This window comes from Methylomonas fluvii, from assembly GCF_014850975.1.
GTDB classification, from domain to species: Bacteria; Pseudomonadota; Gammaproteobacteria; order Methylococcales; family Methylomonadaceae; genus Methylomonas; species Methylomonas fluvii.
This window is the reverse complement of sequence record NZ_JACXST010000002.1, coordinates 1481540-1497022: the sequence shown is the minus strand read 5'-3', so window position 1 is coordinate 1497022 and position 15483 is coordinate 1481540. Positions and strand designations below refer to the sequence as shown.

The window sequence follows — 15483 nt, the reverse complement described above, 5'->3', positions numbered from 1 at the left end:
TGGAACGCATGATGAATTCGGCGGTTAAGGACGTATTTTTTCTGAATATCGAGGATGCCTACATGGAGGCGTCCAAGCAACAGAGCATCGTCGATGAATCCGGCCGTGTGCGCCGGCAATATTGCTATTACGACGGGCTGTTGACCGATATTGTGTTACCGAATTTTATTCAGGTTCCTGCCGACAAGTTTGTCGAGTTTTTTTCGCACAACCAATTACCGATACCGCAACTGATCGCCATTTCTCAAGACGGCGCCGTACATTTCAACGACATGCCCGGCGATGTCATTGACGAAGTGATGCAGTACCGCAGTCAGTATCGCGTGCCGGATTATGTGCATTTCGATACCTATTTTATCGATCCGCTGCAGGCGTTAAACGTGGCCAAGCAGGCCAATCGAATTTCCTGTGGACATCCGACCATAGACGGTTTGCAGGTTTGCTATTACCGGGGCGAGTTACCCGCATCGGATTTGCCGAACCTGATACATCTGGAATTGCCGGATTACGAGGAATTTTTCATCCGCTCCCGTTTGCGTATTCCGGAAAATATCGATATTCCTGACGGCTTGGAAGAGGAGGTTAAGGCAGCTATCGGGCAGGATATTGCCACAGCCGGTGAATCGATCAAGCGCAAGCGTATGTGGCTAATCCAACAATTGCTGAACAAAGCCAAAGCCTTGCCACCGCGCAGGGTCGGCAATCGGCCGCCGCGGATATTTATTCCGACGAGTCGTTTGACCACCGTTATGCAATATAGCTCGCAAGGCTTAGCCAAGGCCTTTGCCGCTCTGGGTTGGGAGGTGCTGTTTTACATTCAGGATAACGACATGGAAGGCAGCAATATGGTCGATATGCTGGAACAGTATATCGATTTCGATCCGCATGCCTGCTTGTATGTCAATAGTTTGAACAACAGTTTCATGCACGACGATATTGTCAATATTGTCTGGTGGCAGGATTTGATGCCGCAATTGAAGGATTCGCAGCCGCTGAAATGGCGGGCCAGGGATTTCAATTTCTCGATTTCGCCGTTGTTTGATCGTTATCTAGAGCAACGCCAGGCTGCCTCGGTGCAACGCTTACATTTTGTGATAGACGATGTGGTGTTTCATGCCGGTAACAATCAGGCGCGAGCCGACAAGATTGTGTTCATCGGCAGTTCCTATCTGCCGGTGATCAATATCGAATATAGCCAACATCGGCAGGCTCTGGATAGCTTGATTTCGGCGATGGAATCCGGTGCTTGCTTTGACGAAGCGAGTGTGCAGAAAATTGCCGAGGCCAACGGGCTAAGTTATGAATTTGTGTTCTGGAAATTACTGCATTATGTGATCCGCGATTATTCGGTGAAGTGGCTATGCGCCGACCCCGGTCTGCCTGTGGAGGTTTACGGACGCTACTGGGACCAAGATGCCGCGGTAGCACCGTTTTATCGAGGCGAATTGCCGCACGGCGACGCGGTGGCGGAAGTTTACCGTTCCGCTCGTTATGCCCTGGTTTGCCATCCGTTCGAAATCAATTCGCAAAGGTTGGCTGAAGCGGCCGCCTGCGGCTGTATCCCTGTGGTTTACGATTGCCGGGATGTAGCCGAACCGCCGTATTGGGACGACTACTGCTTGTTCTTCAAGACGGCCGATCAGTTGCGGAACATTCTGCATAAGCGCTTGCAACCGGCCAAGGCACCGGAGGGTTTAGCGGCGCAATTTACCTATCGGGCCGCTGCGGAGCGCTTGATCGAGTTGAGCGACTTGCGTTTGTTCGCTAAAGTGGCTGCCCCTCCTGCACCGGAGCCTGTCGCCCTGTTGCCGGAACTGTTCGGCGATAAGTTGCATTTGCTTGCCAGCGCGGAATTAGGTTCGCAAACTTTTTTGGCACAGTTGCAAACCAATCTGGCCTGCCTGGCCCAGCATCGCCCGGCTTTGCACGAGGCCCTGTCGGCAGCTTGGTCGCAGCAGCCTATTACGATCTTCGTTGATCAGGCTATACGCGGTGAATATTGGCAGGTATCGGTAGCGCAGGCTGGCGGACAAGTCTATCGTCTGGATAACATCGCCTTGCTCGAACACAGACGCTTGATTGCCGAAAATGCGCAAACGCTGACCCGGGAAAATACCTGCTGTTATGCGCTGGTCGGTTTGGGTGCCGGTTACGAATTGTTGGCGGCGTTCCGCGCCACCGAGTCGCCGATCCCGGAAATGGCCGAATTTGAGGTGCCGGTGTATTTGATTGAATCCAAGCCGGCCGTATGGTTGTTAAATTTGCTGTTGCATGACCTTCAGCCGCTGCTGGCGGCCGGCCGTCTGCGTATTTTTTCCGACCTCGCAGCGGAGGCTGATTTAGTCGCCGAATTTTCGAAGTTCGAAGCAGCGCTGCCGGACATACTGTTCAATCCTGACACCGACGCCGCTATCAGCTCAGAGCGGGTTTATCAGCTGTCGGTCGAGGCAAAGCAGGCCCGTGCCGAACGGCATGCCGCTAATTTGCGGCAAGTCGCTGACTACTATCAGAGCATCAGTATTGAACAGTGGCGGCAAAAATTCAGCGCGGAGAAAGCCGGCGATTTGCGGGTAATGGGTTTTATTTCGCGCTTTTCCAGCTTTTTGAAATACTGCATGCGCGACTGGTTGGACGGTTTTCAAAGATTGGGTGCGACGACGCTACTGTGTAGCGAAACTGAAAATTATTATCTAACCAACATCGAGCATCTGATTGACGAGATTAACCGCTTCAAACCGGACTTGATTTTAACCATAGACCATTTTCGGCATGAATTTGAAGGTATCCCCGAGTCTGTGCCTTTTGTAAATTGGATTCAGGATATGTTGCCGAACATTCGCTTCAATGAAATGGCGCCTGGTCCGTGCGATTTGAATTTTGTGTTTGCGCGGCGCTGGCTAAGTTTCAACACGCTGCCCTTGTACCGTGATTACCCGCTACAGTTTTTACCTTTGGGGTTCAATGACAGCCAATATTATCCGCTGCAGGAAGAGACCGTCGATTGCGACGTGTTGCTGGTCAGTCATTTGGAGGCGCCAGGCAAAACTTTACAACCCCTACGCGACCCTACTTTGGATATGAGCTTGCTTGAGCAAGAAGACGCTATGCTTCGAAGCGGTGCACTGAATTTGGCACAGTTGCGCGAGTTGTACGCCGTGCTCGAACGCCACTGTGCATTGATGACGATGACTGAATTTGAAGAGTTCTGCACGTTCCATCTGGGCGAAACCGCTGACGAATTTCGCAATCTCTATGCCGGTCATGGCTTGGCAGTGAGCGACCGAGTGATTGAGGTATTGCTGTGTACCAAAGGTAACCGTCTGCACTTTGATTATTTGAACCGGATGAAGACTTGGCCGATTCAACTACTGGCAAGCTCATGCCCAGAGCTGGAAATCCACGTATACGGCAAAAATTGGCAACATTATCCGGCTTATCGCCGATTTGCCAAGGGTGTGGCCGACAACGGTAAGTCGCTTAATAAGATCATGAGCAAAGCCAAGATCTGCCTCAACAGTAACCCGGGCGTGACCTTGCATATGCGGGCATTGGAAATCATGGCCAGCGGTTCGTTCATGTTGTCGCGGCGTATGGTATACGATGGTTCGCCGCTCGCCGACTTTTTTAGTGAAGAAGAAGTGGTGCTTTATGATGACGAAGCCGACTTCCTCGTCAAAATCGCGTATTTCCTGAATAATCCCGCTGAGCGGGCGAAATTTGCCGCCAAGGGCTTGCTGGCGCTACAAGCCAAATTGTCTTATCAAGCTATTGCCGGTCGCATATTAATGTCGGTCATTACTCGACTGGATAAAAAGGTGACTGCGTGAAAGTAAGGCATCTCTCAATTTTTTTGCCGCAAAATACCGCATTCTATCGTCGGATTTTTGGCTTTTTACGCGATGCGTTCAGCCAATTGGGCATAGAAGTCAGCGGACAATGTCAACAGTTGAATGAGTCCCAGATGGACGAGTGGTTGCGCGAACGACGGCCGGACGCTGTATTCGAAATGAACCGGGTGAAAGATGACATACCGGTACTACATGAATACAAAATCCCGCATATAACCTGGATCGTGGATTTTCAAGGTCGGACTGAGGCACAGATAAAGGGTAGCGACATTACCTATTTTTTTGATCCTGGTTGGGATTGCAATTACGCGACAGGCGGCTTACAGGATTGGTTGCCACCAGGAACCTGTACAGATACGTTTAAGCCTTTCAGTCGGTTTGCTGATGTCGAAGTTGAGTTCAATTTTGTCGGACATATTCCGTTGCCCTGGAGTCAAGAAGAGTTGAATAGGAAAGTCGTTGAAAATACCAATTTGGTATTCGGCGATTTATTGAGTCGGTATGCGGCATGTTTGGATAGAACCAAACATCGGGCAAAAACGCATGGAGATTTAAGGAATATTGTCGACGATATTGTCCAGGAAGTTGTTGCAAAAAAAGTAGAGTTGTCTGATAGCGTTTACTATGACTTATTGGAAAGAACCAAGCGCCTAAGAAATCGTACCGAATTATTGAGCTTTGCGTTAAAAAAAACCGACTCTATTGCTATTTATGGCTCCCAAAACTGGAAGCTATGGGATGCTTACGGAAAGTTTTATCGGTATTTTGTTGAGTGCGCGAATGAAATAAATACGCTTCATCAGAAGTCTTTGATAAATCTACACGATGGCCTCAGTTTTCATTTTAGGTCTATAGATTGCTTGGCGTCAGGTGGATTGTTATTGTGGTATGACAATTGTGATGTAAAAAAAAATAAAGAAATAATAACCAAGAAATATGACCGCGGATTGCACAATCATTTCGAAAACGGTAAACATTATTATGCATTTCGAAATGATACCTTTGACGAGGTATATTCCAGGATTATCAACAATAATTTTGCAAGAAAAAATGTGATTTCTGAGGTCGGAAAAATTATACGTTCCGAGCACACTTGGTTAAGTCGTGCCAATAAAATTATAAACGATCTTGCAATGGTCTAAAGGTTTAGTTTAATGAAAACCCTATTAATATCGCCAAGTTATTATCCGCAAGCAAACGCTTCTTATTTTCCACTCGGGCTTGCCTGTATTTCTGCGTATATTAAGACCCAGGGTCATTCCGTTGTTGGTTTAAATTTAAACCATATGCCTACGGAAGAAAGGGCTTGTGCTATAAAGAATACACTTGATAGCCATAATATTGACGTAATAGGCATAAGCGGTCTAACAGTAGCTTTTAATGAAATAGATAGATTAATGCAAGAAATACGGCGAATTAATCCACAAATTCCAATTGTATTAGGGGGCGGGATAACATCCGTAGAAGGAGAATTGATGATGAATACTCTTCGTCCAGACTTTGCGGTTGTCGGGGAGGGCGAGTTTATATTTTCTAGGTTGCTGGCTACGCTAGAAAAAGGTGAGGATGCGAGCAAAATTGCTGGTATCTGGTGTTGGGAGGGCGCTCTGCCTAAATATACAGGTGACGGGGAGTCGCCAAAAGACTTAGACGAATTGCCGTTACCCGATTTGGATTCTTTTGGAATCAGAGATCATATTCAACTTCAAGGTGAGCATGGACAGTATTCTTATCATTTAACTCGCCTTGATGTTGGGCGTTCCTTCCCCATTTCCGCTAGTCGATCATGTCCGTTTAAGTGCACCTTTTGTCATCATGCTGGCATGGGGACGTATAAAAAACGGGATATTGTTAGGGTCGTTGATCAGATTGAAGACTATATTAAAATCTACGGTATCAATGGTTTTTCCATATATGATGAATTGTTTTCGGCCAATAAGGCTCGAGTTGTTGAGTTTTGTCGCTTATTAAAGGAACGAAATATTCATATTAAATGGTTCTGCCAGCTAAGAATGGATCAGCTTGATTTGCCTATGCTACAAATGATGAGAGATACTGGCTGCAATTACATCTCGTTTGGTATAGAAAGCGGTAGCGATGTCGTTTTAGATAGTATGAAGAAAAAGATTACCAAGAAAATAATTTCCGATGCCGTAAAGATAGTTAGAGAAGCAAAAATTGGTATTCAGGGGAATTTTTTATTTGGTGATCCCGTTGAAACCGAAGAAACCATAAGAGAAAGTTTGCAGTTTCAAGATGATAATGAATTGTATTTTTGCGATTGGTCTGCTGTGATTCCCTACGCGGGTACGCCGATATATAATTTTTCGGTAGAAAAAGGTTTAATCCAGGATAGGGAAATATTTATGCGCAGTTTGTGTAATATTTCCGGATATCTTTATAGCAGTCAAGTCAATATGACGCAAATGTCAGACGATAATTATAAGTATTGGTACATATATCTGCGTGAATTAAATGATCAAAATCATAGAAAAAGATGTGCAACTATAATATCTGGCAAGATAATATCTCGATGGATGTCGGAGATTACGGTGGCTTGTCCTTGTTGTGGTTGCCATCAAAATATGACATTCCGATTTCCGTTCGAACAAGATAAAAACGGACCTATTTTAAAAGGGCCGGTGGGGATTCAAGGTATGAATATACTGTGTCCAGAGTGCGCTGAAAAAATGCATTTGAAAGCGAAAGACATTCCTCATATGAAAGTTGTTTATACGGAATTTCAAAACGAAATTGATTCAATAATGCGAAATAATGATAAGGCGATTTTTATGCCATCACTTGATCGTTTTGCAGCAACATTCTTGGAGGATATTAATATAGATGAAAGTTTAGTGGAAGACGTTTATGACACAAGAGAATTTAGAAGGGGTAGAAAGTTTTTGGGGAAGATGACGAAAATAATTGATCAAGAAAATGTCAATGATTTAAATAATAAAGTATTGGTTGTATTGCCTTGGATTGAGTATGAAAATGTAATTAATCTTTTGGGTGATAGCGATGTAAAGCCAAGTAAAATATTGTGCTGGAATAATTTATTTTTATAATAGGAATATTGTAAATTAAAAATAGGAGTATTCATTGGATAAGCATAATTCTTTTTTGGTTCCATATGTGGGGTTAAAACAAGAGTTTGAAAAACGTAAGAATGAGCTATTGGCGGCGTTTGTTAATGTTGGTGAGAGTGCTAGTTATATTTTAAGAGAAGACGTTAAGCATTTTGAGGTTGCAGTTACAAAACTACTCGGTGTGCGCCACGCAATTGCTGTGAATAGCGGTACCGATGCATTGTTTTTGGCATTGAAGGCATTAAACATTGGTCGTGGAGATGAGGTTATAACAGTAGCCCATACGTTTGTCGCGACTATTTCGGCGATAGTGCATTCTGGAGCCAAACCTATTCTTGTCGATATTGCTGACGATTTTAATATGTCTGTCGAATTGTTAAGGCAAGCGATAGGTCCTTCTACAAAGGCTATCATACCTGTGCATATGAATGGTCGTTGTTGCGATATGCGTTCCATTTTGGCGGTCGCGGAAGAGCACGACTTATCGGTCATTGAGGATGCAGCGCAGTCGATGGGTGCGCAAGTCGATGGGGTGTATGCGGGTAATTTTGGTGTTATCAATGCATTTAGCTTACATCCAATGAAGAATTTGCATTGTTATGGAGACGGTGGGTTTATAACGACCAATGATTCGAATTTGGCAGATCGATTGTTGCGAATGCGTAATCACGGCCAAAGCGAAAGTCGAGAGTTACTGGAATTTGGATTTAATTCGCGATTGGATAATCTACAGGCGGCGTTATTAAACGTAAACTTTAAGTATTTCCATGAGGATACGGAAAGGCGTCGAGCAATTGCTTTGCGTTACCATTCGAGATTATCCAATTGCGAGGCCTTGAAATTACCTCGGCCTCCGCAAAATGATGCTTACTTTGACGTATTCAGTTCCTATCCTATTCGGTGTGTGAACCGAGATAAATTGCGATCCCACTTATTCAATAAGGGTATTGAATGTTTTACGCATTGGGATAAGCCTTTACATAAAAATTCCAAGATTTGGTCAGAGAAACATGCTTTACCCATGACAGAAAGCGTTTCCCGAGAAGTTCTTTCTTTGCCTATGCATCCATTTCTTAGCGACGAGCAATGCGATTATGTAATTTCTGTGATCAGAGAGTTTTTTTAATGGCCGTAAAATATTTTATAACCGGTATAGCTGGATTCGTTGGTAGCGAATTGGCTTTGAGCTTGGCGGGGCTGGGGCACAAGGTCCTGGGTGTTGATCGCGCATTTCCTAATGCGGAAACGGCTGAAGAATTCTCCGAGTTGGGGATAGAGTATGTCAATCTCGACTTGTTAAATAAGGCCCAGTTGGAGCCGTTGTTAGCGAATGTCGATGTCATAATTCATGCGGCTGGTGTTTCCAGGGTCAGCGAGGCAAGGGCAAGGCCAATGGATTGTGTGAGTTCAACTATTTTGGCCACCACAAATCTGGTCGAAATCATATCCAATATTGCGCAAGGAACTGGAGCGAAAGTACCGTTGCTTATCTATCTCAGTACTCGCGAAGTATCTTTTTATGACCGCTTAGAAGAATCCCAAGTGTCGGTGGATCATATCTATGCTATTTCGAAAAAGGCTGCAGAGCAATTGCTGCTAGCATTTTCTAACAGTTTTAACATACCTCTTGCTATTTGCAGGTTATCCGATGTGTATGGCGGAAAGCGAGATCATGTCAATAAATTGTTGCCCACATTCATGAAAAGGGCAAAACAGAATAAGCTGGTTCGGGTTTTAGATAACGAAACACGTTTTCATTTTACGCACGTGCAAGATGTGATTATTTCAATATTGGAGATCTCGGAGCTATTGCAAATGCCGGGGTATATGCAAAGATGCTTCGAGCTTTGGTCGGAAGAATCATATACTGCGGAAGAATTGGCTGCTTTAGTGGTATCTAGTTTTAATTCAAACTCGAGGATAGATTATGCTGTGCCATCGGCCGTAGAAACTACAGAACAAATCAGCTTTAATTGTCGAGAATGGCAGTTTACGCCCAAGTTTAGCCTCAGGGAAGAGATAGGTAGGTTGTCGGAAAACTATTAACTAACCAATTTTTAAATAGTATTTAACAATAAGTAACGAATCTTTTTATGGTGGAGGGGTGGTGAAGATAAGGCATGTGTCAATTTTCATGCCAAGAAATACTCTTTGGTATCAGGGGGTGGCAAGGCAAATTGCGCGCGGCTTTAGAGCCTTTGATATTGAGGTATCATTTCATTGCGGTTTGTTGGACGAAGCTGATTTGTTGCAATGGATAAATAACTATAATCCACAATTGATATTTGAAATGAATAGGCCGAGAGGAGATATATCGTTCTTGCCAAGGCATATAGTGCATATTTGTTGGGTAGTCGATTTCAATGGGCGGCCAATTACAGATTTTAATGGGAGTGATATTACGTATCTGTTTGGGCCAAAATGGATAGAGAAATTTCCTTTCAATAGTTTTTATCGATGGTTTGGGCCGGGCGCTTGTGAGCAAGAATATTTTCCTGAGGCCTGTGAGTTTAAATACCAATCATCGTTTATTGGGCATATACCTAGGCCATGGTCCCCGGGTGAGTTGAGTCGAAATATTTCTTCTAACGATAAGCGGCTGCTATTTTCGGAGGTTTTGCCTGAGTTGGAGAAAAATTTTATAGAATTTAAATCTAGATTAAAAATTCCAGAAGATTACGTTGATATTCTTTACGATATTGCGGAAAATGTTTTCGGTTCTGAGGTTGTATTGGATAATGTGCTTAAATACGATTTGAGTGGTAGGTTAATCCGATTATTAAATAGGCAGCAATTGCTGGATAAGATTTTAGACATTACAAATTTAGCGATATTTGGGCCTGCAAATTGGTTAGAGTGGCCAAATTACAAGAATTGTTATCACAGGTTTTTGGAAACCAGTGAAGAAATGAGATGGGTGTATTGTCGATCAAGATTCAATTTTCACGAGAACGGTAATGGCATGCATTTTCGCGTAATGGATTGCATGGCGTCCGGCGGATTAATATTCATTCCTAAAGGCGAGTATGATGACAGAACTGGAGGAATAAAGAATTTCTTTATGTCCGATAAGCATTATGTCGAATTTGATATTGGCGATCTTGAGGATAAATATCAGTTTTATGTCAATAACCCCCGGCAAGCTCAAAAAATACGCTATTCTGCTGCAGTGATTATTCGAGAAAATCACACATGGACCCATCGAGTTAAATCGATATTAGATGATCTTATGTATTTGGGGTACAAGATTGGGTGACGAATACTCTGTTTTTTCCAGTTTTGTCGTAGGTTTTTTAATAATATATCGATTGGGCTAAAATCTAAAGGAAAAGGTTTTTGAAAAACATACATAGTAATTCACTAATCCATGAGTCTGTAAGTCATGTTTTTTATGTCTCGTCGCATGGTTCGGCTGACGATCATTGGTTTAACTGGTTTGCCAAGGCTCTCAATAGTCATCCCGATATTATGATTTACTTTGGGGAAAGTGTACGGCAGAAGTATTTGAACGAACGATCCAGAAAAGAAAGACCGGATTTGATCCAGTTTACCCGTTTTTTGGCTGATTTGGGGCGGGCATATTTAGCAATTGGAAATTGCTATTGTTATAGAGCCTATCAACTCGAACAATTATGGGACGTTTTTCAGCAGGATGTTTGTTTCGTCAATCTGGTTCGTCACCCCTACTGTTGGCTACATTTTTATGTTACTTGGCGCTGTGGCAATATGGGAATGCCCTTGGGTAACTCTGCTCCTCTGGATCACGAGTGGAGTGTAGTTAATCATGAGGTTTTGTCCGCTTTAAATCTGAAACCGTATACCCGCGAAGATGTTGATATTTGGTCGTCTTATCAGGGAATGCTCATTTTAAACCGGATGGTCTCAGATTTAAGGTCCGATGTGAGAAATTATTGTTTGGAAGATATAGTCAAAAGTCCTGATTTATTTAATAAGATTGTATCTTACTTGACTCATGGAAGGGTACAGTTCGATTCTGTTCTTATGGAGCTTGTTTATTCATGGGTCTATACCCCGTTTCGTGGAGGGCTGCCTAAACGAATATTGCCAAGAGAAGAATATGCTCTTTGGCCGGACTGGAAAAAGTATGCATTTAAAAAAATTGTTAATGAAGAAGCTATGCAAATGTTTGAAGGATATGGCTATATACTTTAGCAGGCTTTGGAGAGCAGGTGTATAAGCAGCCTTTTCCAATAGTATTACTCTCTGTTTTCAAATCAGGGACAGAGATGATGAAGCGAATAGTCGAGGATTTGACAGGGCTTTCTTCTATGGAGCCGGAGATCACGCCTGGTAAAGTTAATTATATGGATGCAAGTAAGTTGTTTTATCCCGATGGAGGTTTTTATGCTTGGCATTTGTTTCCAACAAAAGAGGTACAGGAAAGCCTAATGTTACATCAGGCTCGCCCCGTTTTTATAATGCGGAATATTTATGACCTTGCAGTGTCAATGTATTATCAATTTGCCAACAATATCGATGCTGATGTTGGTCGCGGTCGCAATGTAGATCATTATTTTAAAAGTATCAGTAAAAATGATGGTTTTAGCGGTATTATCGAGGGTATGCTAAAGCCGGATTTTGTGTGGAAGGGGGTGGGGCCCCATTTTCGGCAAATGGAATTAATGTTGGAATTTGCCGAGGTTTATCCTTGTTTTGTTACTAGTTACGAGGATATGACTAAGCGGAAACCTGAGGAAGTTCAAAGGCTTGCTAATTTTCTGCAAATCAACTTAGACGAAAAAACACTGGAAAAAATTGTTTTCAATAGTCGTTTTGATGTTATGAAAGCTCACGCGATTCGCCAAAATACCAGTTCGCATTTTCGAAAAGGGGTTTCTGGTAGTCACGTCGAAGAGTTGACTGTTGATCATATTCACAAGATCAGGAACGAACTCTGTTCCCACGCCCCAATGCTTCCCAGTCTATTGGAAGCAGCTAATCTTTCACATGTACTGGAAGTAAATTCTATTTTCAAAGCCAGTCACTAAGCGATGTATTAATTTGATAGAAGTAAAGCTTCGTGGTCAAATTACTGCGTCATAGTGGTAGATGTATTTTGCTTTTTCACCAAGTCTTGAGCTCTTCATATATTCTAAATGGCTAGAATTGCACTTTTTCTTCCAAATATAACACCTTTTTACATAACACTTTTTTTTTCTATAAAAAAAGCATTGGAAAGCCATGGTTTTCAAGTCATCGGATGGCCGGGCTTGTTAGCCGGTAATGAGTTAATAGAGTTTTGTAAAAGAGGAAGACCGGATATTGTTTTTGAAATGAACCGAACTAGGAGTGATATTCCAGAGTTTCCGAAAGACATAATACATATCGCATGGATAGTCGATAATCAGGGTAGGAAGATTAATACTTTTTCTGGCAGTGATATTATTTATCTGTTCTGGCAAAACTGGATGAAAGACTGCCAGGCTTCCGCTACAAAAATTATGGATTGGTTTCCCCCAGGAGTTGATAAGGATATTTATTATCCTGAGTCGTTAGATTTTATTTCGGATGTTTCCTTTGTAGGGCATCTTTCGTTTCCTTGGACTTCTAGAGAGCTTAAACGGGTTATTTACAAATCCAGTGATTTTGTCGTGACGTTTGCAGATGCCTTGCGACATTTAGAGGACGGTGTTTTGAAAGTTGATTTGACCGGGTTTAATGAGGATGACTATATTGCTGTTGCGTTGTCTTTTTTACCGGAATCACATAGACGGCAAATTAATCTAGATAATTGCGTTCAATACGATTTGGGTTGCAGGGCCGTTTTGCGAATGATGTTTAGGCGTAAATTACTAGATATGGCTGCTGCGTGTGATGTTTCCCTGAGATTTTATGGGCCTGGTGGATGGGGCAAATGGGACAAATATAGGCCGTATTATCAAACTACATTAACTGATCCCGATGACATTCGTCGGGTTTATGGCTCGTCTAGGATTAATCTCCATGAAGGTGTCGGTGTTCATTTTAGAACTTTGGATTGCATGGCATCAGGTGGGTTATTGTTTTATTTGGCAGGTCCTGACGATAAAATAACAGGTGGGATTCGGACTGTTTTTACACCTGGCATCCACTATGTTGAGGTTCAAGAGGCCAATTTTTCTGAAAAAGTAGCTTTTTATCTGGCCCATCCCGAAGAGCGATTGGAAATTTGCGATAAGGCTAGTTTGGAAGTATTGCAAAAACACACATGGAATCACCGCGTTCAGAAACTCGTAGATGATCTGAGCTTTTTTTAATGAAAGGAATAATTTGATGAAAGATCAAATTGGCTATTATAAGCAAGTTCAACCGTTCCAAAGAGAGGTTTCGGATTTGGACAGATTTATAAATTGTCGTAGTGCGTTGTATAAGCATCTAGGCATTGTTCCGAAGTTTCTTAATAAGCAATCTATTTTGGAATTTGGTCCCGGATTCGGTGAAAACGCTATTTTTCCGTTATTGCAGCGTCCTAATCACTATATGCTGGTTGATTCGAATGAGGTTTGCCTGGAAAAGACTAGGGGTCGGTTGATGGAATTTTGCTCTCCGGAAACTAAGTTAGAATTTCGGCTAAGTTCTATTGAGGCTTTTGAAAGCGCTGATTTTTTCGATGTGGTAATTTGTGAAAGCGTCATTCCTAGAGAGCCCAAGCCGGAGAAATTATTGGCAAAAGTGGCCAAGCGCGTCTCAGCGGGTGGTATTTTAATTATTACGTGCCAAGACGCAGTATCCACGTTTGCGGAATTACTGAGGCGATTAATAGCGTTATTAGTGGTTTCGCCGAGCGATTCGTTGGATACAAAGTTAGGTGTTCTAATACCTTTATTTGACTCGCATCTAAAAACCATTGACGGTATAAATAGGTCGTCGGCTGACTGGATATTGGATAATTTGTTACGACCGTGGGAAGAAGTTTCGTTTTCAATTTCGGATGCCATTGATGCATTGGAAGGGGAATTCGATATTCATGGAACATCACCACGATTCATTGACGATAGTCGATGGTATCGAACTATACGCAATAGTAATTCGGGGTTTAATGAAATTGGTCGTACGGCTTACATGGCCAATGTCCATAACTTAATCAACCATCGGGATTGGACGCCTGCGGTCCCCGTTCATATCAACAAATTGCTAATTAAATTATGTTCGAAAATTTTTCGGTTGATTCACCGCTTCGAATCTGAACGGGAACTGAGATTAGTTGAGTCCGTATTGGATAATTTGCAGCAGGTAATCGATTTAGCCGCAGGCTTTTCCCATGATACTGAATTGGCTTTACGCGACTATCATAATGTCTTGCGGAAATATTTAGATGTAGGCATCCTGGATGGTTTTGCCGAGTTTTCTTCACTTTTTGGTCGGGGCCAACAGCATGTTAGTTTTATCCGTCGGAATTAATTTAAGAGGTCATGCTATCAGGTCAGGAGTCCAATCAATATGAGGGATTCGCATAATGCCTGCTGATGAGTTGCGTTGGGAGTTGGAGGCGACACAATGGCTTAATAAATTGGAGAACCCGACAATTGCGACAATTCATTTACGACGCCGACATCGGGAAAAAATCGAATCAGCCGCGCGTGGTGCGGGTTTGTCGAATGTTACGATGGACTTTCTAACTTCGATATTAGCGGATCAAGCTCGTTGGGGATGGCATCGTATCGGTTCTTCGTTGGCGGAATATTCCGGAAATCCGTCTGGATTTAGTCACGCGCAACGATTCCCTGGAGTTACCCCGTTAGAAAAAGCCCAGTTTTGGAATAGTTGTCCGGATGCAAAACTTGCCGAAGCGTCGGTGGATAAGTTAATAGAGCAACTCGACCTCGCCGCAGGAGCGACGATTTTGGAGTTGGGGTCGGGGTTTGGTCGAGTTGCTACTCGTATGGCTGAGCATGGGTTTCAGGTTACTGGTGTTGAACCTGATCCGACATCTGTGGCTATGGCTAGTGAACTTGCCGTATTGAAGTCAGTAACTCCCAAGTTTGTGAGCCTCGACGCGTTGGAATATCTTGATACAACGGAGCATTCCTTCGATGCATTGGTGTCTGTTGGTTGTTTTTTCGCGGGAGCGGCCCTGCCTGCGAAGCCGGATGACGTGGTGACACTGTTTGATCGTATTGCTCGTGTAGTTCGGCCAGGCGGTAGAATCTTAATTGCTGATTGTTGGCAGTTCGATTGTTGTGTGAGAGGTTGGTTTGGTGGACAATCTGTAGACGATGTATTTGTTAGGCAATTTTGGGAAGAGGAGGAAAATCGAACCTTTTTGCTAAAAGAGTGGCGTTATATCCCTAGCGAACTTAAGTTTTACTTTCGAACTGTAAAACTTTCGCCGAGTTGTGAGCCTGAAGGGTTTTCTCACATGGATTGGATTTGGAGGGTTAAAGAGATTGAGGGGGCAATGAGTTTAGCTGGCTTGTCTTTAATTAATGTTTGGGGAACGCGAGACTGGGGGGCTACCGAGATATTTCCTGAGTTGACTGAAGGGAGTTGGGTGTCGCTGCTAGCTACGCGGCCCCGATGACCGCTATTTGTCTGGCATGGCGGAC

At 43.3% G+C, this 15483-nt stretch carries 11 protein-coding genes; all 11 read left to right on the top strand.

Annotated elements, in window-relative coordinates; genetic code table 11:
- Positions 1-11: 11 nt before the first annotated feature.
- The 11 genes from EBB_RS16315 to EBB_RS16265 all read left to right on the top strand — a co-directional run bounded on the left by EBB_RS16315 (position 12) and on the right by EBB_RS16265 (position 15458).
- Positions 12-3827, top strand: coding sequence for a glycosyltransferase family protein (locus EBB_RS16315; RefSeq protein WP_225587470.1), 3816 nt, complete (start codon positions 12-14; stop codon positions 3825-3827).
- Complete coding sequence (locus EBB_RS16310) at positions 3824-4990, top strand: glycosyltransferase family protein (protein ID WP_192394793.1); 1167 nt, start codon at positions 3824-3826, stop codon at positions 4988-4990. The genes EBB_RS16315 and EBB_RS16310 overlap by 4 nt, the downstream gene beginning before the upstream one ends.
- Positions 4991-5002: 12 nt before the next feature.
- Positions 5003-6916, top strand: coding sequence for a B12-binding domain-containing radical SAM protein (locus EBB_RS16305; RefSeq protein ID WP_192394792.1), 1914 nt, complete (start codon positions 5003-5005; stop codon positions 6914-6916).
- Positions 6917-6950: 34 nt separating this feature from the next.
- Positions 6951-8063: a DegT/DnrJ/EryC1/StrS family aminotransferase gene (locus EBB_RS16300; RefSeq protein ID WP_192394791.1), complete on the top strand. Its 1113-nt coding sequence runs from the start codon at positions 6951-6953 to the stop codon at positions 8061-8063.
- Entirely contained in the window at positions 8063-8983 is a 921-nt protein-coding gene (locus tag EBB_RS16295; RefSeq protein WP_192394790.1) for an NAD-dependent epimerase/dehydratase family protein, read from the top strand. Before EBB_RS16300 ends, EBB_RS16295 begins: the two co-directional genes overlap by 1 nt.
- Before the next feature lie 88 nt (positions 8984-9071).
- Positions 9072-10193 (top strand): glycosyltransferase family protein, encoded by a 1122-nt coding sequence (locus EBB_RS16290; RefSeq protein ID WP_192394789.1) that lies wholly within the window; start codon positions 9072-9074, stop codon positions 10191-10193.
- Positions 10194-10273: 80 nt separating this feature from the next.
- The gene (locus EBB_RS16285; RefSeq protein WP_192394788.1) at positions 10274-11110 is read left to right on the top strand and encodes a hypothetical protein; all 837 of its coding nucleotides are present in this window, start codon (positions 10274-10276) and stop codon (positions 11108-11110) included.
- A 17-nt stretch (positions 11111-11127) separates the two neighbouring features.
- The gene (locus EBB_RS16280; protein WP_195880885.1) at positions 11128-11946 is read left to right on the top strand and encodes a sulfotransferase domain-containing protein; all 819 of its coding nucleotides are present in this window, start codon (positions 11128-11130) and stop codon (positions 11944-11946) included.
- A gap of 108 nt (positions 11947-12054) precedes the next feature.
- On the top strand, positions 12055-13194 hold the full coding sequence (locus EBB_RS16275; protein WP_192394786.1) for a glycosyltransferase family protein: 1140 nt from the start codon (positions 12055-12057) through the stop codon (positions 13192-13194).
- 16 nt (positions 13195-13210) lie between these two features.
- The gene (locus EBB_RS16270; protein WP_192394785.1) at positions 13211-14338 is read left to right on the top strand and encodes a class I SAM-dependent methyltransferase; all 1128 of its coding nucleotides are present in this window, start codon (positions 13211-13213) and stop codon (positions 14336-14338) included.
- 55 nt (positions 14339-14393) lie between these two features.
- Positions 14394-15458: an SAM-dependent methyltransferase gene (locus EBB_RS16265; RefSeq protein ID WP_192394784.1), complete on the top strand. Its 1065-nt coding sequence runs from the start codon at positions 14394-14396 to the stop codon at positions 15456-15458.
- The last annotated feature ends 25 nt before the right edge of the window (positions 15459-15483 follow it).